We start from the raw sequence: 25,996 nt of genomic DNA on the forward strand, positions 1-25,996 counted from the left end.
TACTGCGCATCCCCGGATTGATATTCATTTATAAAAGATAGTATCGAATATACATGCAATCCATATAGAATGTCAATAACCAAATGGCTTTTTTAATGAACCATGTTATTGTATAATTATTGGAATTGTGTGAGGGGGGATTGCTATGAGGGAATATACAGCAGAAAATCAAAAAATGTCACCGTCCATGTACATGGTTCGGAAAGGGATAGCAGCGGGCTTTCCCATCGTACTCGGTTATCTGCCTGTAGCCATTACATATGGAGTACTGGCGAAACAGGCGGGCATGTCGCTGGTTGAGCTTACGTTAATGAGTGCATTGGTATTCGCTGGCGCAGCGCAATTTATGGCGGTCAATATGATCGCGGTGGGAACCGGCATCCTGGAGATCATCGCAGCGACGTTTGTGCTTAATTTCCGGCATTTTGTCATGAGCTTTTCATTCATCAACAGATTGCGTGGATTGGATTTGAAATGGAAGGCACCACTTTCACTTGGACTGACGGATGAGTCGTTTGCGGTCACTGCTTTACATACGAAAGAAGCAAAAATGGAGAAAGGAGCCCTGTTCTACACAGCAATTATCCTTACTGCATACCTATCATGGGTTCTTGGCTCTATGCTGGGGGGCTTATTGGGCGAAGTGATCCCTGAGAAGCTTAGCCAAAGTATGGGTGTGGCCTTATATGCCCTGTTCATCGGCCTTCTCGTTCCTTCCGTCAAGAAGGAGTTCAGGGTCGGCCTGATAGCAATCACAGCCATGCTGATCAACTTCATCTGTGTTCAGCTTGGAATGAGTGCCGGCTGGGCAATTGTAGCAGCAACCGTATTTGGGGGCATGAGCGGAATTTTCTTGATAAAGGAGGAGGCGGAATGATATTTCTGATCATCATCGGTATGTCACTGGTCACCATGGTCCCTCGGATTATACCCGCTTTTATCGTAGACAAACTGCAGTTTCGCGATTGGGTGAACCGTTGGCTGAATTCCATTCCTTATGCTGCCTTGGGAGCCTTGATTTTTCCCGGAATCTTAACCGTGTTTCCGGACCGGCCGTTTATCGGTCTGGCAGGAGGGCTTGCAGCCATAGGACTTGCTTATATCGGCTGGAACATTGTGCTGGTAGTGATCGGTGCTATAGTTACCGTGTTCCTATTGTCTTTATAAATGAGGAATAGAGGTTGGGACAAAATTGTTTGATCAAAAGAAAAACCCGAACTGGCTCAAGGATTCAGTGAGTGGAGATAACCGCTGCGGAAATATCGTTGATCGGTCCTCTTTTGAATGAACCAGTTTAGTTATGTCCCAACCTCTATTCAATGAATGGTTCAATATGGATATGGGCGTGCATGATATTATGGGTCTCAGCCAGATAATTTTCTATCCGGTCGGTAATTTTATGGCTCTCCCGTACATTGAGTTCCGGATCGACGAGGATGGTTATTTCAATGAATGCGTAATTGCCGACAATTCTGCCCTTCACATCGGATACTTCCTCCACATCTGCATCCTTTTCAATGCTTGTACGGATTTTATGGATCCGTTTCTCATCAAACCCGTCTGTCAGTGTATGTGTCGCCTCTTTAAAGATGTCCCATGCTGTTTTGCAAATGATCACACCAACAACGAACCCGGCAAGCGGGTCCAGCCAAAATAGACCTACCTGGGCACCGATAATTCCGATAAATGCCCCTATGCTGACAAGCGCATCCGAACGGTTGTCCTGGGCCGCAGCATACAGCGCATTGCTCTGAATCTTTCTGGACAGCCGCAGATTGTAGAAATAGACGCCGAACATCACTACAGCCGCCCCCAGAGCCACCCATGCTGTCATCATATGAGGCTGCGACGATTCACCAGCCAGTATTTTCTGTATCGTGTCGAATATGACCTGAATGCCTACGAACATCATGACAAAGGCAGCGAAAAGAGAAGCAATCGTTTCTGCCCGGTAATGGCCGTAATGGTGATCTTCATCCGGAGGTTTCCTGGAAATTTTCAGACCGATCAAAACGGCGATCGATGCGATGACATCCGTGGTGTTATTCAATCCATCTGCCTTCAGGGCATCGGACTGGCCGAAATAACCAGCTGAGAGCTTTAAGGCAGACAGGGCCAGGTAAACGACGATACTCAGCCATGCACCCTTCTCTCCCATTTTTAGGTTATCAGAATGTTCCATGGACAAGCCTCCCATTATTTAACATAGTTTACCAAAGTAGTATCACTCCAGTCCAATAGAAACATTCATCCATAATAAAATCCCTGCAAAAACCCGGAATAGTGGTTAGGAGTGGGACATTTGGGGTACAGAAAAATAAATGTTAAATTAACACTTGTAATCTTGCTGAAAATTTAGGATAATAGAAAAAAGGAACAAGGGGGCAAGTTCCATGAAAAAGGAGAAAACACTATACCGGTTCCTCCGGTATAAAGGGAAGCAGATCGAAGCAAAGAAAGAGATTCCTTTTGAGTTAAAAATGACCTCACGCCTAGTATTGGATGAATTATGTTTCAACTGGAACAGAAAGCATGTGGAAGACAAGATTGATGACACGCTCACTTCAGGTGATAAGCAAGAGTTTGCCAGATGGTCTGAAGTATATAAAGAATATATTTGGGAGTAAATGATAGAGGAGCTTTGCCGGGAGGTGGAGCTCCTTTATTTTGAGTGATCCATAATTTTCCCGTACATAACAAGAAATACTGCTTCCGGCAGAGGTCTGGCCTGCACCATGGAGAAATGGATTAACCTGGGATACAGAAGGGCAGCGGATTATGGGCGGGAGTCCGGCATATCATATAAAGGGGGCTGGCTTCATTATCTCCTATGAGGACGGCCAAGAGAGGCCTGACTCTCCCGGCAAGCCTAGTCGTAGAACACTGTATCCAGTCAGCCGTGATTGATTAAAATAATTGGATGTCTCACTATCCAGGCGGGGGGATTCGATGGACAAACAGCGTAAAAAGGTGCAACGAAGCTGGATGCTCTATGATTTCGGGAATTCTGCCTTTGCCACGACCATTATGGCTGCAGTATTGCCGGTATATTATTACGATGTTGCGGCTACCGGAGCAAATCAGGAGGCGGCCGCCAGTATGTGGGGGTATTCCCAATCCATTGCTGTGCTGGTTGTCGCTGTGCTTGCTCCTGTGCTTGGAGCTATCAGTGATTTTTCTGCTGCTAAAAAGAAATTTCTGCAGTTCTTTGCCTTTATGGGGATTATTGCCAGCATCCTGCTGTTTTTCGTAGGGGAAGGCGACTATCTGTTGGCCTCGGTCCTGTTCATTGTCGGATCGATCGGCTTTTCAGGAGCCAACATTTTCTATGATGGATTTCTTCCGGAAATAGCAGAGGAGAAGGAAATAGATCGTGTTTCTTCAGGTGGGTTCGCCTATGGCTATATTGGCGGAGGATTGTTATTGGCCATTAATATTGGCATGATTCTTCAACCCCTGTGGTTCGGCATACCGGATACCATTACGGCCAGCCGCATCTCCTTTGTTTCCGTGGGACTCTGGTGGCTGCTATTCTCTATACCGTTACTGAAAAATATCAAGGAAGAGAAAAAAGTACGTGTACAAAAGGGTGGAAAATCATATCTTTCCATCGGTTTTTCCAGGGTGGGAACCACCTTTCGCGAGCTCCGTCATTACAAGCAATTAATTATTTTCCTATTGGCCTTTTGGCTTTATAATGATGGTATATCCACTATTGTCCGCATGGCTGCCATATACGGCAGGGATATTGGCATTGACGGCAATTCCTTGATCATTGCTTTGCTGATCACGCAGTTTGTTGGTATTCCTTTTACGTTCTTTTTTGGTTGGATCGCAGGGAAAATCACAGCGAAAAAGGCCTTATCTGTCACGTTGTTCACATATATGGGGATTGTCACGCTAGGTTATTTTATGACCACAGCCGCCCATTTCTATATGCTGGCCGTCTGTACAGGAATGGTCCAAGGCGGTGCACAGTCATTGAGCAGATCGATATATGGGAGGATGGTTCCGGCTCATAAACATGCCGAGTTTTTCGGCTTTTACGGGATTTCCTCCAAGTTCGCTGCTGTTTTCGGCCCTTTCCTGTTTGCCTTCGTCGGACAGATTACCGGGTCGAGCAGGCTGGGAATCATTTCGCTGCTCTTTTTCTTCGTGGCCGGGCTGATCATTTTACGGTTTGTAGATGTGGAACAGGGTATGAGGGATGCAGAAAAACAGTCCAAACCAGCTGGCATGGTGGGAGTCAAACCGGATAGGAAATGAGAGGAGGATGATGGCATGAACGTGAACAAGCTGATCAGGTTCCTGTTTAAAGCGGCAAGAATTCTGGGAGATATTAATGCTGTAAAGGGAGGCACCTATGGAAAGCGGGTAGCAAGAAGAACTGCAAAAAGAACGACAAGAAAGATGGTGCGTAGCCTTTTCAAATAAGGTAGGAAGTTTATAAGCATTATGCCGTGATGAAGAATAGGCGGAACCAACGACGTCGCGCTAATTCAATCAGCATCTTTTGCTCCGGTCAGAAGTTTTTTATTTAAATAAAAATTTGGTATAATGGCAGAGGAAATATAAATAAGTGTACATACAGAGGGAGGAAGAGAGATGGAATATCGCGTGGAAAGAGATACTCTGGGGGAAATCAATGTTCCTGCAGATAAATACTGGGGAGCACAAACTCAAAGGAGCAAACAGAATTTCCCTATTGGCGATGAACGTATGCCTGCGGAAATTGTTAAAGCGTTTGCAATCCTCAAAAGAAGTGCAGCAAAGGCAAATAATGAGCTGGGCCTCTTGGAAGAGGAGAAATACCAGGCCATCAGCCATGCAGCAGATCAAATCATCGAAGGCAGTCTGGACGAGCATTTCCCGTTGGTGGTTTGGCAGACAGGAAGCGGTACACAATCCAATATGAACGTAAACGAAGTCATTGCCCATGTAGGCAACAAATGGCTGGATGAAAAAGGCTCCGACTTGAAACTGCATCCGAACGATGACGTAAACAAATCACAAAGTTCCAATGATACATATCCTACAGCAATGCATATCGCTTCGGTACTAAAGCTGGAAGATACAGTGCTGCCGGCGGTCCAGACGTTTAAAGGAACATTGAAAGAAAAGTCGGAGGCCTTCATGGATATTGTTAAGATCGGCCGTACCCACTTGCAGGATGCCACCCCGTTAACCCTGGGGCAGGAAATCAGCGGATGGCACCGGATGTTGGAGAAATCGGAAAGTATGATCAGCCAAAGTGCCGAATACCTGAAGGAACTGGCAATCGGCGGTACCGCAGTAGGAACCGGTCTGAATGCCCATCCGGACTTTTCAGAAAAAGTATGCGCGGCGATCAATGAATTCACCGGCAAAAAATTCATCTCGGCACCGAATAAATTCCATGCACTTACCAGCCATGATGAAACGGTATACGCACATGGGGCATTGAAAGGCTTGGCTGCAGATATGATGAAAATTGCCAATGATGTGCGCTGGCTGGCAAGCGGTCCGAGAAGCGGCATCGGCGAAATCACCATTCCTGCCAATGAACCGGGAAGCTCCATCATGCCTGGCAAAGTCAATCCGACGCAAAGTGAGGCAGTGACCATGGTTGCCGCCCAGGTAATGGGAAATGATGCAACGATCGGTTTTGCAGCTAGCCAAGGCAATTTCGAATTGAATGTATTCAAGCCCGTGATTGCCTACAACTTCCTGCAGTCCTGTCAAATACTGGCCGACAGTATTCTTTCCTTCGATGAACGGTGTGCCAAGGGAATTGAGCCGGATGAAGAGAAAATAGACAAGTTCTTAAAAGATTCACTGATGCTTGTCACTGCACTGAATCCGCATATCGGGTATGAAAATGCTGCCAAGATTGCAAAGAAAGCATTCAATGACAACTCCACCTTGAAGGAAGCGGCAGTGGAACTGAATCTCTTGTCGGAGGAAGAATTCGAGAAGTACGTGAAGCCGGAAGAGATGACCTATCCGAAGTAAACTCGAAAGTTCCGATTATAATGGATCAACATCCTCAAACATAAACAAAATGGCTTGGGTATCAATATCCAAGCCATTTTGTTATTCCGTATCTTTTTTAGTGGAGACACACGGGCGGCTGATGAGCCTCCGAGTGCTATCGCACTTCGGTGTCTCATCTAGTCCTCTCCTCCCGTAGGAGTCTCTCCGCAAATATAGTGGAATGTATGCCTTCCTTAGTTAAACAGTTTAATTCACCCACCTTAGTTTCATCTAGCAAATCGGTCCGGTTTGCTTTCTCCCTTGTCGGAAAGGAAGAAGCCGGTAAGTTTTCTAGTCCTCCAGTTACCCAAACCCATCAAAAATTTGTGTTATTTATCTACAATTTACCAACGATAAATTATGATAAAGACAGCCATTTTGTTCACACTATCTAGTACAGGAGGTGATAAACATGGCTAACAACAACAGCAACAACTCAAACCAGCTGCTGGTACCAGGAGTACAGCAAGCACTGGACCAAATGAAATTTGAAATTGCTCAAGAATTTGGTGTGAATCTAGGCGCTGACTCCACTTCCCGTTCTAACGGTTCTGTCGGCGGGGAAATCACCAAGCGTCTGGTTCAAACAGCACAACAACAAATGAGTGGACAACAATTTTAATAATGATGGTATAGAGGGGAAGCTGTAACGGCTTCCTCTCCGTTATACATAATCAAACGGTGAATTACCTGATTCGCTGTTCTGTTTCCTGGTCAAAGAAATGAGCATTGTTCATATCAAACGCAAGCTCCAACTGCTCGCCTCCGCTAACATCGGCCCGGGAGTCTACCCGGGCAATGAAATCCTGCTCATTGATTTTTGAATATAGATAGGATTCCGCACCCATCAACTCGGCGACATCGATGGTTGCGCGTATTTTCGTTTCAGGGCTGGCCTGGATAAAGGCGGGCTCGTCATGGATATCCTCCGGGCGGTTCCCGAGAATGATTTCTTTGCCTATATATCCCTGTTCCCTCAATGTTTTCATACGGCCTTCCGGTACCTTGATTTTATTATCTTCTATTTCGAAGTATCCATCCGTGAGTTTTCCAGTCAGAAAATTCATGGAGGGCGAACCAATAAAACCTCCAACAAAAATATTTTCCGGAAGGTCATAGACGTCCTTGGGTGCGCCTACTTGCTGGATCACACCGTCTTTCATGACCACGAGACGTGTCGCCATGGTCATTGCCTCTGTCTGGTCATGTGTAACATAGATGGTCGTTGTCTGCAGACGCTTATGGAGCTTCTGGATTTCCGCGCGCATCTGTACGCGCAATTTTGCGTCCAGATTGGATAGCGGCTCGTCCATTAAGAACACCTTAGCATCCCGGACAATAGCCCGGCCGAGTGCCACGCGCTGCCGCTGACCGCCAGATAAGGCCTTTGGTTTTCTATCTAGGTATGCTTCCAGGCCGAGAATTTTTGCGGCATTCTGTACACGTTCATTGATTTCATCTTTTTTGAACTTACGGAGTTTCAGACCAAAGGCCATGTTGTCATAGACATTCATATGCGGGTAAAGTGCATAATTTTGGAATACCATCGCAATATCCCGATCCTTCGGTGCCACATCATTCATTTTCCTGTCGTCTATGTACAGTTCTCCGCCCGAAATTTCTTCCAGGCCGGCCACCATCCGGAGAGTCGTGGACTTGCCACAGCCGGACGGTCCTACAAATACAATAAACTCCTTATCCTTAATATGAAGGTTGAAATCATCTACCGCTGTTACTTTTTTGTCATAGACCTTCTGGATATTTTCCAGGCGCAATTCGGCCATCTTGGTTCCTCCTCATTTTGTAAGCGTTTTACCTCTTTATGCTTCTATTTTAGCGGAGGGTGGGAAGATATAAAATGTTAAACATGCACAAATATAACCGGTGCATTCAGGCATATTGACAGAATGCACATGTCAGTGTGTCTGATTCTAATCCCTGGCCAACAGAGCCAGATAGACAGTGACTGCCTGCCGGAATTGCCTGATATCGATGCCTGTCCTGCTGATGAATTTATCCAGTCTGTACTGCAAGCTGTTCCTGTGCATGAAAAGTTCCTTGGCCGCAACCGAAATATTCATATTGGATTGGATGTAGGTCCGGACAGTCGCCAGCATTTCCTTATCACCTGCAAATTCCTTCAGAATCATTTCGGGAAACTGCTGAAGAAAAACGGAATCGGCTTGATGGATGAAGAGCAGGGGGATGCTGTCCGTGAATGTGATCACGGGAACATCGGAATAAGAGATAGCAGTCGGTGCATATTCCACTAGAAACTCATAATAATCTCTGGCATGAACGGGATTTTCCACATAGGGTCCAAGAAAGAAATTTATTTTTACATACAGGTCACTCATCAATACATGGATGATCTGCTCATAGGAAATCGGGTCTTCCGCAGGAGAAGGCTCCTCCTCGATCAATATGCCTTCATGTTTATTTTTCCATATAATTGGAATGGGCCTGGCAAAGGCTTCGTGAATGGCTTCCCGAAACAAATGGGGATCCAGTTGATTTTTTTGGATGAAGAAATAAACGAAACGATAGGAAATGGACTTGTTGGCCGCTGTTGGATGGTCAATTCGGTTTTTCCACTTTCGTTCCGCCTCTGTCATCATAGGAAATTTTATATCGTAGGGAGTAAGGAAGGCGGCCAGCAGCGACATGTCTCTCTCCGTCAGCTCTTCGGAGGCAATGCCGATTACATCATGGTCCTTTGTTAGAAACCATTGAAAGCCGTCTGCAGGCAAATCCACGGTCTCCTGATACATAAGCAGGGAAGGGAAAATCCTTCTAAGTTGGTCCAGCATATGTCAACCTCTTTTCCGCGTTGATGCTTCCTATTATAGCAATGTTTCTGTCGTTGAAAAACATAGGGGTTGCCGAATTGGTATACATGGGCGCGAGTGTTTGTTATAGTAAGTGCTGAGTAACCTTAAGGAGGTAATATTGTGCCTAATATTTATGACAGTGCATATGATCTGGAAAAAGCAATTCGTGAGAGTGACGAATTCACCAGTTTAAAAGAGGCGTTTGACAACGTAATGAACGATGATGCTGCTAAGCAGATGTTCGAGAATTTCCGTGACACCCAAATTCAGCTGCAGGAAAAGCAGATGCAGGGACAGGAAATTACAGAAGAAGAAGTGGAAAAAGCGCGTCAGGTCGTTGAACTTGTTCAGCAGCATGCCGAGATTTCCAAGCTGATGGAGCAGGAACAGCGTCTGAACATGGTGATCAATGATGTAAGCCGCATTATCACTAAACCATTGGAAGAGCTGTACGGCAATCCGGAAGAACCACAAGAATAAGCAATGAAAAACTCGTGGATATATGCTGCGGGTTTTTTGTTTGGCCTCATGGAGGGTTCGGGCATTTTTTTCAGGCAGGAATTTTAAAGGAGCCGTCGAATACATATACATAGTCTACAGGAAAAGGGGTTTCTGTTATGAATACGGTATTGCATGAAAGCAAAGACAATATATCTTATATCCGCCTGAACCGGCCGGAGAGGTATAATGCGCTGAACAAGGAAATGCTCGATGAACTCCTTGAGGTATTGGAGAAGGTCGAGCGGAACGAGGATAAGGTTGTCGTGCTGTCGGGAAATGGAAACGCCTTCTGTGCCGGGGGCGACATTGGAATGATGAAGGATTTCGCGGAGAAGAAATTCTTCGATGCGGTGATGGACACGATAGGGAAGATAGCCATGAAGCTGTATATGATGCCGAAAGTTGTCATATCAGCTGTACAGGGATCGGCGGCTGGACTGGGGTTGAGCCTCGCTCTTGCAGCTGACTATGTGATCGCCCAGCAGGAGGCGAAGCTCGGCATGATGTTCATCGGTATCGGCCTCGCACCGGATGGAGGAGGGCACTTTTTCCTTAAAGAGCGCATTGGTGTCAGTCGGGCAAAACAATTCATCTGGGGCCTGAAGCAGCTACAGGCCGCCCAAGCAAAACAGCTGGGAATTGTTGATATCGTTACGGAGAAGCAAGCAGGAGAAGAGGCTGAGGAATTCGGGAAGAAGCTGCTGGAGACACCTATCCAGTCGATGATCAAGACGAAAATCATTTATCACCATCGGCAGAAAGATATATTGCAGTCTTATTTGGACGAGGAACATCAGACCCAGTGGGAACTGCGGCATACGAAAGACCATCAGGAGGGAGTAGAGGCTTTTCTGGAAAAGAGAAAGCCTGTCTTCACGGGAAATTGAAACAAACGGCTCCACAGAAAAGATCTGTGGAGCCGTTTGTTTTTTAGCGGTGAAATAGTATCAGTTTTGCCTCTGGGTTGACACAGCGGTGCGTATACTCGCTGTACCCTTCTTCATCCAGCCGTGCTTGGCCAACCTTTTTTGCCTCTTCGTCATTTTCCGCTGTGAATGTTTCATTTAGCAGGTTTTCCCCAGACTGGTCAAAAACGGTCAGTGCATATGTACGCATTCCGGTTACCTCCTTGAAGTCTTGCGTTTTACCTACATATATTCTCTTTCATTACGTAAAATCCTTCTTTCAGCAGCATAAAATTGATTTAGGAGAGAAGTGAAACATTTTCTCCGTTTTACCGTATAATCGAGGAGAGAGGGGGAGGAAAAGTTGACGTTGAAATTAGAAAATGTAACAAAGCGGTATGGAAACCATACTGCTGTGGATAATTTGACCCTACATATACCGGAAAAGGAAATGTTCGGTTTCCTGGGAGGAAATGGCGCTGGCAAAACGACCACCTTCCGAATGATCTTAGGGCTGTTGGAGGTAAGTGAGGGAAATATCTCCTGGAACGGGGAGGCTATCGGTTACGACAAAAGCCATCTTATCGGCTACCTGCCTGAAGAACGGGGGCTGTATCCGAAACTGAAAGTAAGGGATCAGGTGGTATACCTTGGCAAACTGCGCGGCATGAGGAAGCAGGATGTATTGAAAGAACTCGATTATTGGCTCGACCGTTTCCACGTACCTGCCTACCTCGATAAGAAAGTGGAAGAGCTGTCCAAAGGAAACCAGCAGAAAATCCAATTCATCTCCGCTGTGATCCATCAGCCAAAGCTGCTTATTCTCGATGAGCCATTCTCCGGGCTGGATCCGGTCAATGTGGAAATGCTCAAGCAGGCTGTCCTTGAACTGAAGGAAAGAGGGACATCGATTGTTTTCTCTTCCCATCAGATGGACCATGTGGAGGAAATGTGTGAAAACCTGTGCATCCTGCAGAAGGGAAAGCCAGTCGTACAGGGGGAATTGAAGGAAATCAAGCGCTCCTTCGGCAAGAAGAATTTGATCATCCATGCGGACATGGACTTAGATTTCTTTCAGGATTATCCGGATGTTGTACGCTATAAAAAAACAATGGCAGGCTGCGAACTGCAAATTGAAGATGAGGAAGCATCCCAGAAGATATTTTCGGAGCTTCAAGGTAGAGGGTTTGTCCGGAAATTCGAGTTGGAAGAACCGTCTTTGAATGATATCTTCATTGAGAAAGTGGGTGCCTCCTATGAATAAGTTCTGGATTATTCTTTCCCATACATACATGACCCGGGTGAAATCCAAGTCCTTTCTCATCAGTACGGCGATTACGTTGCTGTTTATAGTGGGAATCGCCAATATCCAGTCGATCATGGATGTGTTCTCTGATGACACGGCCGACACCTTTGCGGTAATCGATGAGTCGGAGCAGTTCTTCGATAACTACAAACAAATGGTGGAGGGATCCAGTGAGGGAATGGAGCTTGTGGCCTTTGAAGGCACGGAGGAAGAGGCAAAGCAGGCTGTAAAGGAAGAGGAGTTTACGGGACTGATCGTTCTAAGGCAGAATGAAAGGAACCTTCCGGAAGCTGTTTATTATGCCAATGATATATCAGGCGTGGAACAGCGGATGATCCTGGAACAACAGCTCCATCAACTGAAAGTGGGCTTGGCGACCCAGCAGGCGGAAATTGACCAAGCGACACTGGACCAGATTAATGAGCCGGTGGAGTTCCATACCGAAGCCTTGAATGAAACAGCAAAAACATCGGGAGAACTGAACCAGACACGCGGCATCGTCTATATTATGCTGTTTGTCCTTTATATAGCTATTATTCTATATGGGCAGATGATAGCAACAGATGTCGCAACGGAAAAATCTTCACGCGTCATGGAAATTCTTGTTTCCAGTGCGCCGCCAGTCACCCATATGCTTGCGAAGATTGCTGGTATTGCGTTGCTTGGCTTGACCCAGGTAGGTCTGTTCGTCGGTGTCGGCTATCTGCTGATCCTTTCCAAACAGGAGGAGATGACCGGCGGGATTTTCAGATATTTGGGGGTGCAAGGGGGCTCTGCTTCTGTCTATATCTATGCCATTGTCTTCTTTATCTTAGGATATTTGCTGTACGCAACCCTTGCAGCCATGCTGGGAGCGCTGGTGGCGAGGGTAGAGGATGCCAATCAAATGATGATGCCGGTGATTCTGTTGATTGCAGCAGCCTTTATCATCGCTATGTATGGGTTGAATATGCCGGATACGAACTTGATCCGCGTGACATCCTTCATTCCCTTCTTTGCCCCGATGATCATGTTCCTTCGGGTGGGGATGCTCGAGATTCCTGTATGGGAAGTGGCATTATCGATAGGTTTGTTGATAGGTACCATCATTCTGTTGGCAATGATCGGTGCCCGGGTCTATAAAGGCGGCGTGCTCATGTATGGAACATCCAATTCACTGAAGGACTTGAAACGCGCTTTGGCATTATCTAAAAAAGAAAGATAAGAAAATACCATAGAGGTTGGAACAAAACAGTTTATTTAAGGAAGAACTATTAGTGATGTAGCGGAGGAAATATGCGTAGACTCCTACGGGAGGAAAGGCCTAGGCGAGACACCGCAGTGCGATAGCACAAGGTGGCTCACCAGCCGCCCGTGGAAAGCGAAGCATATTTCCGCAGCGGCTAACTCCACTAAACAAAATTTCTAGTTAGTTCATATTTCTTTTGAATAAATACTTTGTCCCAACCTCTTTTCTTATTGTCTAAAAACAAGCCTTGTAGTTATTATACCAGGAATGGCGGCATCTTCACGGTAATATCATGAGCCGACAATCTGCCTGATAACAGAACGTGCATTCGCATTTATTTTCTGGTAGAATAAGGATAATCACTAGACATGAACGGGGTGCGGCTATGGGAAATCAGGTGACATTTCTGCATGCGGCGGATTTACATTTGGACAGTCCTTTCATAGGATTGGCCGAAGTACCGGAGCATTTATTTACACATATTACGGAAAGCACTTTCCGGGCATTGGACCGGCTTGTCCAAGCAGCAATTGACAAACAGGTCGATTTCGTGCTGATGGTAGGGGACATCTTTGACCAGGAAGTGCAAAGCCTGAAGGCACAAATCCGTCTTAGAAGGAAAATGGAAGAACTAAAGCATCACAATATCCAAGTCTATGCCTCGTACGGGAACCATGATTTCATAAAAGGGAGCCCCCATCGGGTAAGCTTTCCGGACAATGTACATATTTTTCCGGACGAACAGGTGTCAAGCTTCATTTTCACAAAGGAGGATGGGACGAAGGCAGCCATTCATGGGTTCAGCTACGAAAACAGGGGAGTCACGGACAGGAAAGCCGACCAGTATATAGTGACCGGGGATTCGGCCCACTTCCAAATCGCTACATTGCATGGAAGTTTGCAGAGCAATACGGAACATGATGTCTATGCGCCTTTCCGGTTGGGCGAGCTGGTGGAGAAGGAATTCGACTATTGGGCGCTAGGGCATATCCATAAACGGGAAGTGCTCCATGAAAATCCCCCTGTCATTTATCCCGGGAACATTCAAGGTAGGAACAGGAAAGAGCAGGGGGAGAAAGGTTGTTATTATGTAACACTTTCAGAGGAAGGAGCGGATTACAGCTTTCTTCCTTTGCAGGAAATAATGTTTGACTCGATAAGTATGGATATAACCGGTATAGAGGGCATACATCAGCTGGAGAAACGCATTCTTGAGAAGGTGGAAGAAGGAAGAACTGCCCCGAGGCTGATTGATTTGAAGTTGATCGATAGGGAGGGGAGCATCAGGGAATGGTCGGAACAGTATGTACTGGAAGACCTGATGGAGTTAGTGAATGAGACGATATCTGCCAGTATGCCATGGTCGTATATATTCCGCTTTGAGGTGGAGAGCGGACTTCGGATAGATGAACAAATGGCAGAAGGAGAGCATTTTATTGGAGAATTAATCAGGAACTTTTCCGATGCGGATATTCAGCCTTTCTTGAAAGATCTGTATCAGCAAAAACAGGCAAGGAAATATCTTGCTGCTGTGACGGATGAAGAGGAGGAGGAAATTAAGGAGCAAGCAGAGCAGATGCTGATACGCGAGCTTCTCATGAAATGAGGTGAAACTATGCAACTGGTAAAAGCGGTGATTTACGGATTTGGAAAATGGGTGGACGAAGAAATTGATTTTTCTGCTGCTTCTCCATTAGTCATCTACGGTGAAAATGAGTCAGGCAAATCTACTATCCAGCAATTTCTATTATTCATGCTCTTTGGGCTACCCCCGAAAAAACGGGAATTCTACCGGCCGAAGAAAAGCGGAAAAATGGGTGGGAGGCTGTATGTAGAGCTGCCGGGTACAGGCGTGGTTGCCATTGAGCGTCTGGATGAAGCGAGAAATGGGGCCGCTGTGTGCTATGGGCCTGGAGGTGAGCAATATCCGGAAGAATGGCTGGAAGAGCGCCTCCATGGCATGACGGCGAGCACCTATCAATCTATTTATTCCTTTTCTGCACTGGACCTTAATGGCCTGCCAAATATGAAGGAGAACGATCTTGGCGAGGTGATTCTCGGGATAGGGCTGACAGGATCACAGAATTTATATGCTGTGGAACGGAAGCTGGACCAGCAAATCGGAGAATTGTTCAAACCATATGGCAAGAAGCCGGCCATCAATGAGCGGCTGGCCCTGATGGATGGCCTTGCCGGCGATCTTCGGAGGTTCAAGGAGACGGAGGATGCCTATCAGGGGAAAATAGAAGAGGCACGCCAGATGGAACAGCAGATCGAGCGGATCAAGACGGAAGTGGAACAGTTGCGGGATCAACAGTCTCTCATGGAGAAACAGCAGCAGGCACTGCCGTTGGTCAAGAAATACCGTACATATACAGACAAGTTGAAGGGCTTTCCACCTTCCATTGCTTTTCCGGAGAAGGGTAGGGAGAGATTGGAGCAGCTGAAAGAAAAACTGCTCCCCCTCAAAAGTGAGCAAGCATTGTTGGAAGCAAATGTGGAAAACTACCAGTCACGGGTGGATGAGCTTGAAAAAAAGCTGGAAGAAGAGTCATTCTATGAACAGGCAGAAGAAGTTCTCCAGCAAAAAGGCAGTTATATGGATGCAGTCAAGGAGCAGGAGAGAATTACCTCCGCCGCAAGAAAAAAGGAGATCCAGCTGGAGTCGGAGATACAGCAGCTGAATGCCGGGCTTACGATGGGGGAATTATCCTCTTTGGAACTGCCTTTCCATGTGGAAAAGAATTGGAATAGAATCAAAACGGACGCGGACCAGCTGTATATGGAGGAAAACCGGCTACAGCAGGAATATCAAGAGCTGAAACAGCAGAGGAATTATTTGCTGAATCAGGCCTGGGAGGCGGAAGATGGAATGCTTGCGGAGCTTGAATATCAAGAGCTCCAGGAGAAACTCAGCGGTTACAAAGAGATGGATTTGCTACGGCAGGTACAGGAAGGTTCAGAGAGGAAACGGGAGGAATGGAAGAAGCAAAAGGCCCACCAGGAGAAAATCAGCAACTTATTGCTGACGGTTTCCTTCACGATCGCAGCATTTCTCGCCGTCCTTGCAGTACTGCTGGATCAGCCTGCATTGTTTTGGGGAATTCCGGTTCTACTAGTCCTTGCTGTCGGCCAAAAATTGTATTGGAAGAGCCATCGTACTAGCATAGAACGGTTTCTTACAGAAGAGGATGGACAGCAGGGTACCCAAATACTGAGTCAGGAAGAGAAGAGGGAGGCGGAACAGGCAATATCCAACCATGAAAAGAAGTCCTCGGAATTGGCTGTGGTGAAGGAGCAGTTGAAAACGGTCGACATCCAATTCATCAAGCTGGATGAGAAGCGAAGAGGGATCGATGAGAAGCGCAGACGCCTGGATACGCTTATTGCAGAACAGCACGATGCTTATCCTTTCCTGGAACAGGTGGAAATCACCTACTGGCCGGAGTTCTACCATTATATCAAGAGGGCAGCGGGCCTTTTTTCCGAGTACAGGCAACTGCTGCAGGAAAAGGAAGAGATTGACAAAGCGGTGCAAGAGCACGAGCGATCGGTAATGGATTTCTTTCAGGAAAGCAACATTAAGTTATCCACCTGGAATCCTGTCACAGCATTTCAGCAGCTGGAGGAAATACTGGAACAACTTAATCGGACAGTCGGTGAAATAAAACAATATGAACATCTGATCGCCGAAAACAGGCAGTCAGTACATGATACAATAAGAAAAGCAGGGGTTTACCAGCAGGAGATAGAGGAGCTATGGAAGGCTGCCGATGTAGAAACAGAAGAGGCATACTATAGAAAAGCCAGGCAGTCGGAGGAGAAATTGGCAATCGAGACGGAAATAAAGCGGTTGGAGGATCAGCTGGACAGCATATTTCCGGACGGAACCTGGAAAGGTATTATCGAGCAAACTCCAAAGGAAAATGAACTGGAAAACAGCCAGAGGAAAAGGCAGGAGACATTAAAAGAGCTGGAGGAGAAACTGGACCTCTCGAGACAGCAGCTGGCTGATGCAAAGGCGGCCATTTCGACTATGGAATCCTCTGAAGATTATTCCCACACATTGCATCAGTTCTCCGTGGAAAAGGAGAAGCTGCGTGCACTGGCACATCAATGGGCTGTCCTAAAGACTGCCAGAGAGATGCTGGAAAAGACAAAGAGGGCATACAGGGACAAATATCTCAGCCAAGTAATGGAAAAGGCTTCCCGCTACTTTACCATCCTGACAGATAATAGTTATCTTCAGGTATATCCCCCATCAGGTGATCTGCCTTTTCAAGCAGAAGCCCAGGATGGCGTCCGATACAGAGCAAATGAATTATCACAGGGCACCATCAACCAGTTGTATATTTCCCTCCGCCTGGCGATTGCTGATATTATGAGCGAAAAACATTCGCTTCCATTTATCATCGATGATGCATTTGTTCACTTTGATGCGGTACGGACCAGGCGGATCCTCGAAATACTGAATAGGCAGGAGCAGCAGGTCATTATTTTTACCTGCAGGGAAGAAGTGAGGGACCAGGCATCCTTTACTATTCGCATTCATGGATAAATAATGGTAAACTAACTTCAGATTATATGCGGTTGGAGGGTTATCCATTGGCAGGAGACAAAGAAGCAGATATAAGGGAAAAGCATGAGGAAACCATTGAGAAGTTCATTCAGGTGATTGCCAAGAATATGAATTTATACGGCATCACTCCTTCTGTGGGAAGGCTGTATGGAGTATTGTATTTTGCAGATGAGCCGATGACCCTGGATGACATGCGGGAGGCTTTGGAAATGAGCAAGACAAGCATGTCGACCGGCGTCCGCTCATTGTCCGAAATGAAAATGGTAAAGCCCACGTTTAAAAAGGGGATAAGGAAGGATCTCTACCAGTCAGAGGAGGATTGGTATAAATCTTTTACCTCTCTTTTTGGAAACCGCTGGCGTCAGCAGACAGAGATTAATATGGAAGAAGTAGAAGATGCCATGGAAGAGCTGCATACGTTGATGGAAGAGACGGATGATGATCAGCTGCAAGAGAAGATGCAACGGGATCTAGAACGTCTCGAATATGCCAGGAGTTACTATCAGTGGCTGATGAAACTTATTCGGACGATGGAGTCCGGGGAAATATTTGAATATATTCCAAAGAACGATAAATAGAGAAGATAGAGATTGACATGGAAGTTTTTCACACAGCAGCCAGTGTCAGTCTCTTTTCCATATGGGGAGGAGTTTTCATGAAAAAAGGCATAGGACATGCCGCAATTGGGGATGCCATTGACAGCTTCATGCTGATCAAGGATGCCACAAAGGGAGTCGCCAGTAATGGGAAACCATTTTTGACATTGATTCTCCGTGATGCCACAGGGGAAATCGATGCAAAACTCTGGGATGCCACCCAAGAAGATGAAGCGGTTTTTGTTCCAGAGCAAATCGTCAAACTAACCGGGGAGGTCAGCCAGTTCAGGGGAAAGGCTCAGTTAAAGATCAATTCCGTAAGGCCTGCCCAGCCGACCGATGGAGTTCGCGTCTCCGATTTTGTTGAAAAAGCCCCGGTAGATCAGAAGGTGCTCTCCGAGAAGTTGACGGAAATCATTTTTGAAATGGAAAATCCTGTTCTTCAACGGATGGTCCGCGCATTTATCAAGAAGTACCAAGAAGCATTATTGACATACCCGGCAGCAGCCAAGAACCATCATGAATACGTGTCGGGGCTTGCCCATCATATTGTCAGCATGGTGGCAATCGCTAGAGAAATGTCTAACCTATATCCCGAATTGAACAAGGATTTGTTATATGCCGGCATTATCCTGCATGATCTTGGCAAGCTTAAAGAATTATCCGGTGTGGTGACAACCAGCTATACAGTCGAGGGCAAACTGCTTGGCCACATACCGATGATGGTGGAAGAGATTGGTTTGATGGCCAGGGAACTGCAGATTGAAGGGGAAGAAGTCCGAGTCCTCCAGCATTTGGTGCTTTCCCATCATGGAAAGCCGGAATGGGGGAGCCCGACGCCGCCGTTGATTCGGGAAGCGGAAGTTCTGCACTTAATCGATATGATGGATGCAAAATTAAATATGCTGAACAGGGCCCTTGATAAAGTGAAGCCCGGAGAGTTCACCGAGCGGATGTTTGCTATGGATAACCGTGCATTCTATAAACCTATGTTTGAAGAAAGTTAATAGGCATGAATTCCGACGCTTGTTCATATCTATCTAGTATAAGGATCGGACAAGGGAGGAACTGATATGGTATTAGGGGTTACATGGTGGGTTTATATTGTCATTTTTCTTATTTTCCTGAGCGGCATCATGGCATACAGGGCGATGCAGGCAGAAAGGAAGCTGGAGGAAGAGGCAGCGGAAAAGGAAGGCCAGATCTATATGGAAAGACTGGAGATGGAGCGGGACAGAAGAAGGCAAAGATCCCATTAAAAAAGGCTAATACACAGCAACGTGTATTAGCCTTTTTTTGATTATACAAAATTCCGGGGTAGCGGCTGATTAAACTAATCAACCGGCACCGCTCTACTTCAAACCGTCAAGTCAAGATGAATTCACAAGTCTTGAGAAAGGCCGACCTGAAATTGAATAGAGGGAAGCGCATATCAACGACGGTCGCTAACCGGCGCTTGCGCCTTGCTGTTATTCTTTTTCAGTATTCTGCTCTGTCTTTTCTTCAGAGTCTGCCTCTGTCTTTTCTTCGGAGCTCTGCTCTGTCTTTTCTCCAGAACCTGCTTCGGTATCTGCTTCAGAGCCTGCTTCCTCTGCAGGTGTAAAGATACCTTCGAATTCTTCAATCTGCACATCGACATTTGCTTCTTGTATTAGATTATCCAGCTTGGATTGAGCTGCCGACATATCTATTTGAGCTGCTTTCAAGTCACGGCGGATCTGATCTTTTACTTCTTCATATTCGCCAATTTCCTGTTCTGTTTCCCGCTTTTCATTCACCTTGATAATATGGTAGCCGAAATCCGAAGCGACTGGGTCACTGATTTCTCCTTCTTCCATACTATAGGCCGCGTCTTCGAACTCAGGGACCATATCCCCTGCCGTGAACCATCCAAGATCTCCCCCGTTCTGGGCAGAACCATCTGTCGAATATTCTTCAGCCAGTTTTGCAAAATCAGCACCTTCTTCCAGTTTTGATTTAACTTCGTTGGCTGTTTCTTCGTCTTCTACAAGAATATGCTGGGCATTGATCTCTGTTTGCATCCGTTCATAGCGCTGCTTAATTTCCTCTTCAGATACTTCGATTCCTTCGGTCATGGCAGCCTCCTGGAGAAGGCTTAAATAAATGACATTCCGGTATTCGTCTTCACTCGAAAAACCGCTCTGCTGAAGAACCATTTCGAAGTTATCGCCGTACTGTTCTTTAGCAGCATTCAACTCGGCTTCTACTTCTTCTTCACTTACATCATAATTATCTTCTAGTACTTTAATGGTTACGAGTTCCTGCAGAACGGCTTCACCGTGCCGGTCTTTCAGCTCCTCATAGAATTCTTCTTTTGTTATATTGCCTGCTTCGGATTCAACGACCGTTTCTGAAGATGCATCAGAACATGCCGCCAGAGTCAGGACACCTGCAGTCAATGTTGCAGCGATTGCCAGCTTTTTCATTAATAAACACTCCTACTCTTTATGTACGCCGGGTACGTCTGTTTTTTATATAGTTAAATATACCATACAAAAGTTACAAAAAAAATAGGAGTATCCATATCCTGCAAATATGCCTGCATATTTCCTTAAAACTGCCACAAATTCCCGCAAACGCTATTCAAAAGCTCTTAGAAATATCATATGGATGATGCTTGCACTTCGGAATGTATCCGGAACAAAGCTGCCTAGGCAATAAGGGTCTGCTGGTTACCCGCAGCCATCAGCACTTGCGAGTATGGGGCAATCGATCCCGTTGGTGAAATAACCATTAGACATAAAAAAAGGATACTACCCGATATCCGGTTAGTATCCTTATAATTGTAGACTGTTTATTTATCCGTCAGTGACTGAACCCTTGCCAGGGAGCAGGACATATTACTGTGCTTTTAGAAGTATATCAAATCCGTCATTCCTGTTTTCAATAAATGCGCTCTTCGGTGCTTTCCAGATATAGGCAATATAAAGATAGTCAATAAAGCTTATGCCGATATGAATGGAGGTCACCATCAGAAAATAGAAGTAATAATCCGGCAGCAGATAACTAGCTGTAATACCCGGAATGGTCAGCATCAGGGTAGGAGCAGCAGCCGTGATGAACGAGGCCCTTTTGGTCAAATGGCATTTCGTTTTATAGGAAATGACGGGAATACACTTATATTTTTTCTTGCAGGTAAATTTTACACGCTTATTCATCAAAATTAATGGTAGAATATGCATAAGGGTGTGGAGCATAGGAAGAAAGAACGATATAATAAGAAAAGGAAGGAAAGCCGCTTCCTTATTCGGTGCTCTTCCATGCACGATGGAAACTGATACATATAAGATGGTAAATGCTAGGATGCTGGTCAAAAATGAAATGAAATTCATTCGTTTCAGTCCAAATTCCTTGTTGATGTTGATTGATTTCCAGCAGTTCATTTCTATCCCTCCCGTACTCCTACTCTAGTGTTCGCATATGCTTTTCATTAGCAATTCTTCATGAATAATAGTACGTTTGCAGAGAAAAATCAACCACTTTCCCAAAAAGTTTTTTGTAAAATTTTTTTCATGTTGGCAGATCCCTTTACAGAGGGGATTCCGACCTTTTAAACGGGGGCAATTACGATGGCAGAATTTCATAAAAAAAGCAGAGAAACGACTTCCTTTCATCTCCAGCTTCTTTCCAGGGTGATGGACCTGGATAAATATCCAATGATCCGGCTGGTGATAGAGAATCACTTATCCCGCCAAGAGTATGAGGAACTGTTTCAGCTGCTGGAAGAGCTGGATGAGAAATACGCCTCTCAGAAAGAGGAGGGGTTATTGGATTATTCTTCTTTATTGATCCATTTCGTGGGGATGCTTGATGAAAAACTGGACCCCCATGAAACCATCCGCGCATTAAAAAAAGAAGGATACTATCCTTCTCTAATGGGGGAATTCATTCAAATCATGCAGCGGGAGAACCTGGAAAGAAAGAGGAGGTGATTTATACCAACAGTCACTCCTGTTTCATTTCCCGGAACAGATCTGCCACCTGTTCATGAAACTTGATGATGTCCTGGAGATATTCTTTGAGTTTCAGTATTTCCCCTGTAGCAGGTTCCTTCACTTCATTTATTTCTTCCTCGATGGATACCAGTGCATCTTGTTGATGTGTGGCTGCTGCCAGCCATTTATTCATATAAGAGTTCATGAATGATTTAAATAATTGCGAATTTGCCTGGTAGAGATCTTTTCTCACTCCTTTTTTCCATACACGTGTAACAAGATTCATATCTAATAGGGAGCGGATACTCGTACTCATGGAGGTTTTGCTTTTACCGATGGCTTCGCTCATACCATCCAGGGTGACAGGCTCATTCACCAGGTAAAGATAAGCAAATAATCTCGCTTCAACAGGTGTCAGTCCGAACATTCCCAAGGTTTTCGAGAATTCGGTGATAATTTTATAGGTTAGTTCCTCTTTAGTCACTTTGACACTCATACAATCCTCCTATCCCACGGCTCTTTAATAAGGTTAACGCAAATCCATTTTGAATAAAAATTAGTCATTGTACAGCAAATAGGAGCAAATAGAAGAATATAAGAGTAAACCGTTTATGTAATTCGTACAGAATAAACTGTACGTAAATTATATACAAAATCAAAAGAATTTAAGGTTTGTATTGTACAGGGTATTTAAGATATAGTATTAAAGTAACTGAATGACGTTCGGTACCCGTGAAACGGCAAAATTTCTGCACGCGGACACATACTAAATACAGAAATTGCCAGTTTCATTGATTTTTCATGGAATAGTAGTGACCAAAAAGTCCCGGGACTTGTGTCATGGGTAAAATGAAGATTTATAATAGAAAGAAGAGGTGAATGTTTTGCCTGTAATTGAAGTTAAGGATCTGACCAAGGTTTTCGGCAAGAATCCAAAGAATGCCATCAAGCTTCTGGATGAAGGGGAAACCAAGGAAGAAATATTAAAAAAGACAGGTAATACTGTTGGTGTCAATCGTGCTTCCTTTTCTGTGGAAGCCGGGGAAATATTCGTGATTATGGGGCTGTCCGGCAGTGGTAAATCCACACTGGTCCGGTTGCTGAACCGGCTGATTGAGCCGACGCAAGGAAATATCTTCGTAGATGGGGAAGACCTATCAACGATGGATAAGCAGGCTTTAAGGAAGGTGCGCAGGGAAAAAATGAGTATGGTTTTCCAGAAATTTGCCTTATTCCCTCATCGTACTATTCTGGAAAATGCCGAGTTCGGTCTGGAAATACAAGACGTACCGAAAGAAGAAAGAAAAAAGAAAGCAAAAGAAGCTTTGGAAATGGTCGGCTTGGGAAGTTTCATCAACCAAACCCCGGGACAGCTTTCCGGTGGTATGCAGCAGCGTGTAGGATTAGCACGTGCTCTTGCCAACGACCCGGAAGTGCTGCTGATGGACGAAGCGTTTTCTGCGCTTGACCCGCTGATTAGGAAAGATATGCAGGATGAGCTGATCGATTTGCAATCCAGCATGAAGAAAACCATCATCTTTATCACACACGATCTGGATGAGGCTTTAAGGATCGGCGACCGGATCGCCTTGATGAAGGACGGTTCCATCGTACAGATTGGCTCACCGGAAGAAATACTGGTTAATCCGGCCAACGATTATGTTGAACGGTTCGTGGAAGATGTGGATCGTTCCAAGGTACTCACGGCGGAGAATATCATGAAGCGTCCGGAGACGGTGAACATCGACAAACACGGACCGCGGGTGGCGCTGGAGAGGATGCGTGAAGAAGGGCTATCCAGTATGTATGTAGTCGACAGCAAACGTAATCTGAAAGGATATATCACAGCCGATGACGCATCGGAAGCACGGAAAAAAGAGATTGGGGATCTTCATCAGATCCTGAAAAATGATATACCTAAAGTGGACAGAAGTACAGCAATGAATGAAATCTTTGAAATGATCCATGATTCGCCGATACCAATCGCTGTTGTGGATGATGGGAAATTAGCAGGGATCATTGTTCGAGGTGCTGTAATAGCTGCACTTGCTGGAGATGGCGAGGTGAACATAGGAAATGAATAGTTTATTAGGATTTATACCGCAAATACCTGTTGCGGAGGCGACAGAGGCCGCAACAGACTGGATAACGGACGTATTTGCTTTTCTGTTCGATCCAATCAAAGAACATTTTGGAAGTTTCATGGAGTTTGTTTCGGAAAGCCTGCTGATGGCCATTCCCCCATTTGTATTTATTTTGATTGTGGCCCTTTTGGCATTTTTTGTTGCCGGAAAGAAATTGGGATTGGCTGCATTTTCGATCGTAGGTTTATGGTTCATATATAATCAAGGTTATTGGGAAGAATTGATGAATACTATCACTCTCGTATTACTAGCGAGTCTGTTGTCAGTCATCATCGGGGTGCCTATCGGTATACTGATGTCAAAAAGCAAGGCAGCTGAGGCCATCCTTACTCCGGTGCTCGACTTCATGCAGACCATGCCGGCATTTGTTTATCTGATCCCGGCGGTTGCCTTTTTCGGCATCGGCATGGTACCAGGGGTATTCGCGTCCTTGATTTTCGCGACACCTCCAACAGTAAGGTTTACCAACCTGGGAATCAGGCAGGTTTCCAGTGAACTGGTTGAAGCTTCCGACGCTTTCGGTAGTACTGGGACACAGAAACTGTTCAAAGTAGAACTTCCGATGGCTAAACCGACCATTATGGCAGGAATCAACCAAACGGTTATGCTGTCCTTGTCGATGGTGGTAATTGCCTCCATGATCGGGGCACCTGGACTGGGAAGAGAAGTATTATCATCCCTCCAGCGGGCGCAGGTGGGTACAGGTTTCGTTGCCGGTATCGGCATTGTGATCCTTGCGATCATTATCGATCGGATGACCCAGAATTTGAACCGCAGTAAATCATAGGAACATAGCAATCATTAGAATGCTGGTATCTTTTCAAAAGAGAAAAGTTTCCATATAAAAATTTAGAGTAAAGGGGAGATTTTAGGATGTTGAATTTCAACTGGAAACGTCTAGGAGCAGTTGCAGGTCTATCACTATCATTAGTAGCAGCAGGGTGTGGCGCTAACGATTCTTCCGATAATGGTTCTGAAGAATCTACGGAAGGAACATCATCTGTCGAAGGGCAGGAAATCGAATTGGCATATGTGGAGTGGGATACTGAGGTAGCATCCACTCACGTAGTAGGTAAAGTATTGGAAGACATTGGTTATGACGTGACACTTACCCCGCTTGACAACACGGTAATGTGGGAAGCAGTTGCAAATGGAGAAGCTGATGGTATGGTTGCCGCATGGCTGCCTGCTACTCATGGAAGCCAGTACGAAGAATACTCCGATCAATTAGTAGAACTGGGCCCCAACTTAGAAGGCGCTAAAATCGGCCTGGTTGTTCCTGAATATATGGAAGTAGATTCTATCGCGGATCTGGAAGATCAAGCTGGCAAGACGATCACTGGAATCGAGCCTGGCGCAGGTGTTGTAGCTGCAGCAGAGCAGTCACTGGAAGACTATAACCTGGAAGGCTGGGAAGTACAAACTTCTTCCAGCGGCGCTATGGCAACAGAACTAGGGCAAGCAGTGGAAAATGAAGAAGAGATCATTGTTACCGGATGGTCTCCACACTGGAAATTCGCAGCCTATGATCTGAAATACCTCGAAGACCCTAAAGGATCCTTTGGCGGTGAGGAAACTATCGAAACAATGGTCCGCCAAGGCCTTGAAGAAGATGCACCAGAAGCATATCAAGTACTGGACAACTTCCATTGGGAATCAGACGATATGGAACAAGTGATGCTTGAAATCAATGAAGGAACCGATCCTGAAGAAGCAGCAGCCAGTTGGGTAGAAGAAAACCAAGACAAAGTTGCTGAGTGGACAGAAGGCATTGAATAAATAAGATAAAAGCTGACACCTTGGGGTGTCAGCTCAGGCTGTCGAGAAAGTTCTCGACAGCCTTATTTTTTGTCCATTTTTCTAAAATTCATTTTCTTTACATGTTATTCTTAAGATAGAATTTCCAAAGGCGGTGATGAACTTGTTTCAATCAATGAA

27 protein-coding genes are annotated in these 25,996 nt (G+C 45.5%); 20 read left to right on the top strand and 7 right to left on the bottom strand.

The genetic code is table 11. The features are described 5' to 3' along the window. The first annotated feature begins 145 nt into the window (after positions 1-145). Both ACFODW_RS06170 and ACFODW_RS06175 read left to right on the top strand, forming a co-directional pair. The gene (locus ACFODW_RS06170; protein ID WP_390304332.1) at positions 146-877 is read left to right on the top strand and encodes an AzlC family ABC transporter permease; all 732 of its coding nucleotides are present in this window, start codon (positions 146-148) and stop codon (positions 875-877) included. Then, entirely contained in the window at positions 874-1,167 is a 294-nt protein-coding gene (locus ACFODW_RS06175) for an AzlD domain-containing protein (protein WP_390304334.1), read from the top strand. Before ACFODW_RS06170 ends, ACFODW_RS06175 begins: the two co-directional genes overlap by 4 nt. Positions 1,168-1,312: 145 nt before the next feature. Here ACFODW_RS06175 and ACFODW_RS06180 read toward each other — a convergent pair whose 3' ends face one another. Beyond that, entirely contained in the window at positions 1,313-2,182 is an 870-nt protein-coding gene (locus ACFODW_RS06180) for a cation diffusion facilitator family transporter (protein ID WP_390304336.1), read from the bottom strand. 211 nt (positions 2,183-2,393) lie between these two features. Between ACFODW_RS06180 and ACFODW_RS06185 the strand changes: the two genes are divergently transcribed. The 5 genes from ACFODW_RS06185 to ACFODW_RS06205 all read left to right on the top strand — a co-directional run bounded on the left by ACFODW_RS06185 (position 2,394) and on the right by ACFODW_RS06205 (position 6,634). Continuing rightward, positions 2,394-2,627 (top strand): IDEAL domain-containing protein, encoded by a 234-nt coding sequence (locus tag ACFODW_RS06185; RefSeq protein ID WP_390304338.1) that lies wholly within the window; start codon positions 2,394-2,396, stop codon positions 2,625-2,627. A 322-nt stretch (positions 2,628-2,949) separates the two neighbouring features. Further along, positions 2,950-4,266 (top strand): MFS transporter, encoded by a 1,317-nt coding sequence (locus ACFODW_RS06190; protein WP_390304340.1) that lies wholly within the window; start codon positions 2,950-2,952, stop codon positions 4,264-4,266. A gap of 15 nt (positions 4,267-4,281) precedes the next feature. Continuing rightward, positions 4,282-4,434: a hypothetical protein gene (locus ACFODW_RS06195; RefSeq protein ID WP_390304342.1), complete on the top strand. Its 153-nt coding sequence runs from the start codon at positions 4,282-4,284 to the stop codon at positions 4,432-4,434. Positions 4,435-4,605: 171 nt separating this feature from the next. Further along, on the top strand, positions 4,606-5,991 hold the full coding sequence (gene fumC / locus ACFODW_RS06200; RefSeq protein WP_390304344.1) for a class II fumarate hydratase: 1,386 nt from the start codon (positions 4,606-4,608) through the stop codon (positions 5,989-5,991). A 433-nt stretch (positions 5,992-6,424) separates the two neighbouring features. After that, positions 6,425-6,634, top strand: a complete 210-nt coding sequence (locus tag ACFODW_RS06205; RefSeq protein ID WP_390304346.1) for a small, acid-soluble spore protein, alpha/beta type — start codon at positions 6,425-6,427, stop codon at positions 6,632-6,634. 64 nt (positions 6,635-6,698) lie between these two features. Here ACFODW_RS06205 and ACFODW_RS06210 read toward each other — a convergent pair whose 3' ends face one another. Together ACFODW_RS06210 and ACFODW_RS06215 are read right to left on the bottom strand one after the other, a co-directional pair. Next, the gene (locus tag ACFODW_RS06210) at positions 6,699-7,796 is read right to left on the bottom strand and encodes an ABC transporter ATP-binding protein (protein WP_390304348.1); all 1,098 of its coding nucleotides are present in this window, start codon (positions 7,794-7,796) and stop codon (positions 6,699-6,701) included. Between the two features lie 147 nt (positions 7,797-7,943). Next, positions 7,944-8,822, bottom strand: a complete 879-nt coding sequence (locus ACFODW_RS06215) for a PucR family transcriptional regulator (protein ID WP_390304350.1) — start codon at positions 8,820-8,822, stop codon at positions 7,944-7,946. Between the two features lie 141 nt (positions 8,823-8,963). Here ACFODW_RS06215 and ACFODW_RS06220 point away from each other — a divergent pair, with 141 nt between their 5' ends. Beyond that, positions 8,964-9,323, top strand: coding sequence for a YlbF family regulator (locus ACFODW_RS06220; protein ID WP_390304352.1), 360 nt, complete (start codon positions 8,964-8,966; stop codon positions 9,321-9,323). A 137-nt stretch (positions 9,324-9,460) separates the two neighbouring features. Beyond that, positions 9,461-10,231: an enoyl-CoA hydratase gene (locus tag ACFODW_RS06225; RefSeq protein ID WP_390304354.1), complete on the top strand. Its 771-nt coding sequence runs from the start codon at positions 9,461-9,463 to the stop codon at positions 10,229-10,231. A gap of 43 nt (positions 10,232-10,274) precedes the next feature. Here the strand turns inward: ACFODW_RS06225 and ACFODW_RS06230 are convergent, their stop codons facing one another. Next, positions 10,275-10,460, bottom strand: coding sequence for a YhzD family protein (locus ACFODW_RS06230; RefSeq protein ID WP_390304356.1), 186 nt, complete (start codon positions 10,458-10,460; stop codon positions 10,275-10,277). Between the two features lie 153 nt (positions 10,461-10,613). On the opposite strand from ACFODW_RS06230, the gene ACFODW_RS06235 reads away from it, so the two are divergent. From ACFODW_RS06235 to ACFODW_RS06265, 7 genes are all read left to right on the top strand, one after another. Beyond that, complete coding sequence (locus ACFODW_RS06235; protein ID WP_390304358.1) at positions 10,614-11,513, top strand: ABC transporter ATP-binding protein; 900 nt, start codon at positions 10,614-10,616, stop codon at positions 11,511-11,513. Next, a complete protein-coding gene (locus ACFODW_RS06240) occupies positions 11,506-12,759 on the top strand; it encodes an ABC transporter permease (RefSeq protein WP_390304360.1) in 1,254 nt (417 codons plus the stop codon). Before ACFODW_RS06235 ends, ACFODW_RS06240 begins: the two co-directional genes overlap by 8 nt. A gap of 409 nt (positions 12,760-13,168) precedes the next feature. After that, the gene (locus ACFODW_RS06245) at positions 13,169-14,389 is read left to right on the top strand and encodes a metallophosphoesterase family protein (protein WP_390304361.1); all 1,221 of its coding nucleotides are present in this window, start codon (positions 13,169-13,171) and stop codon (positions 14,387-14,389) included. Between the two features lie 9 nt (positions 14,390-14,398). After that, positions 14,399-17,341, top strand: coding sequence for an ATP-binding protein (locus tag ACFODW_RS06250; RefSeq protein WP_390304362.1), 2,943 nt, complete (start codon positions 14,399-14,401; stop codon positions 17,339-17,341). Positions 17,342-17,388: 47 nt separating this feature from the next. Next, complete coding sequence (locus ACFODW_RS06255; protein WP_390304364.1) at positions 17,389-17,940, top strand: GbsR/MarR family transcriptional regulator; 552 nt, start codon at positions 17,389-17,391, stop codon at positions 17,938-17,940. A 77-nt stretch (positions 17,941-18,017) separates the two neighbouring features. Further along, positions 18,018-18,965, top strand: a complete 948-nt coding sequence (gene yhaM / locus ACFODW_RS06260) for a 3'-5' exoribonuclease YhaM (protein WP_390304365.1) — start codon at positions 18,018-18,020, stop codon at positions 18,963-18,965. A 66-nt stretch (positions 18,966-19,031) separates the two neighbouring features. Next, on the top strand, positions 19,032-19,217 hold the full coding sequence (locus ACFODW_RS06265) for a sporulation YhaL family protein (protein ID WP_390304367.1): 186 nt from the start codon (positions 19,032-19,034) through the stop codon (positions 19,215-19,217). A 210-nt stretch (positions 19,218-19,427) separates the two neighbouring features. Here ACFODW_RS06265 and ACFODW_RS06270 read toward each other — a convergent pair whose 3' ends face one another. After that, positions 19,428-20,405, bottom strand: coding sequence for a peptidylprolyl isomerase (locus tag ACFODW_RS06270; RefSeq protein ID WP_390304369.1), 978 nt, complete (start codon positions 20,403-20,405; stop codon positions 19,428-19,430). 414 nt (positions 20,406-20,819) lie between these two features. After that, positions 20,820-21,362: a DUF3267 domain-containing protein gene (locus ACFODW_RS06275; protein ID WP_390304371.1), complete on the bottom strand. Its 543-nt coding sequence runs from the start codon at positions 21,360-21,362 to the stop codon at positions 20,820-20,822. 186 nt (positions 21,363-21,548) lie between these two features. Between ACFODW_RS06275 and ACFODW_RS06280 the strand changes: the two genes are divergently transcribed. Further along, positions 21,549-21,911, top strand: coding sequence for a DUF1878 family protein (locus tag ACFODW_RS06280; protein WP_390304373.1), 363 nt, complete (start codon positions 21,549-21,551; stop codon positions 21,909-21,911). A 13-nt stretch (positions 21,912-21,924) separates the two neighbouring features. Here the strand turns inward: ACFODW_RS06280 and ACFODW_RS06285 are convergent, their stop codons facing one another. Continuing rightward, positions 21,925-22,410, bottom strand: a complete 486-nt coding sequence (locus tag ACFODW_RS06285) for a GbsR/MarR family transcriptional regulator (protein WP_390304375.1) — start codon at positions 22,408-22,410, stop codon at positions 21,925-21,927. Between the two features lie 388 nt (positions 22,411-22,798). Here ACFODW_RS06285 and ACFODW_RS06290 point away from each other — a divergent pair, with 388 nt between their 5' ends. From ACFODW_RS06290 to ACFODW_RS06300, 3 genes are all read left to right on the top strand, one after another. Further along, positions 22,799-23,998, top strand: a complete 1,200-nt coding sequence (locus tag ACFODW_RS06290; protein ID WP_390304377.1) for a quaternary amine ABC transporter ATP-binding protein — start codon at positions 22,799-22,801, stop codon at positions 23,996-23,998. Further along, entirely contained in the window at positions 23,991-24,845 is an 855-nt protein-coding gene (locus tag ACFODW_RS06295) for an ABC transporter permease (RefSeq protein ID WP_390304379.1), read from the top strand. Before ACFODW_RS06290 ends, ACFODW_RS06295 begins: the two co-directional genes overlap by 8 nt. Positions 24,846-24,931: 86 nt before the next feature. Continuing rightward, the gene (locus ACFODW_RS06300) at positions 24,932-25,837 is read left to right on the top strand and encodes a glycine betaine ABC transporter substrate-binding protein (protein ID WP_390304381.1); all 906 of its coding nucleotides are present in this window, start codon (positions 24,932-24,934) and stop codon (positions 25,835-25,837) included. The last annotated feature ends 159 nt before the right edge of the window (positions 25,838-25,996 follow it).

The sequence above is a fragment of the Virgibacillus sediminis genome, from assembly GCF_042643265.1.
Taxonomy (GTDB): Bacteria; Bacillota; Bacilli; order Bacillales; family Amphibacillaceae; genus Virgibacillus_O; species Virgibacillus_O sediminis.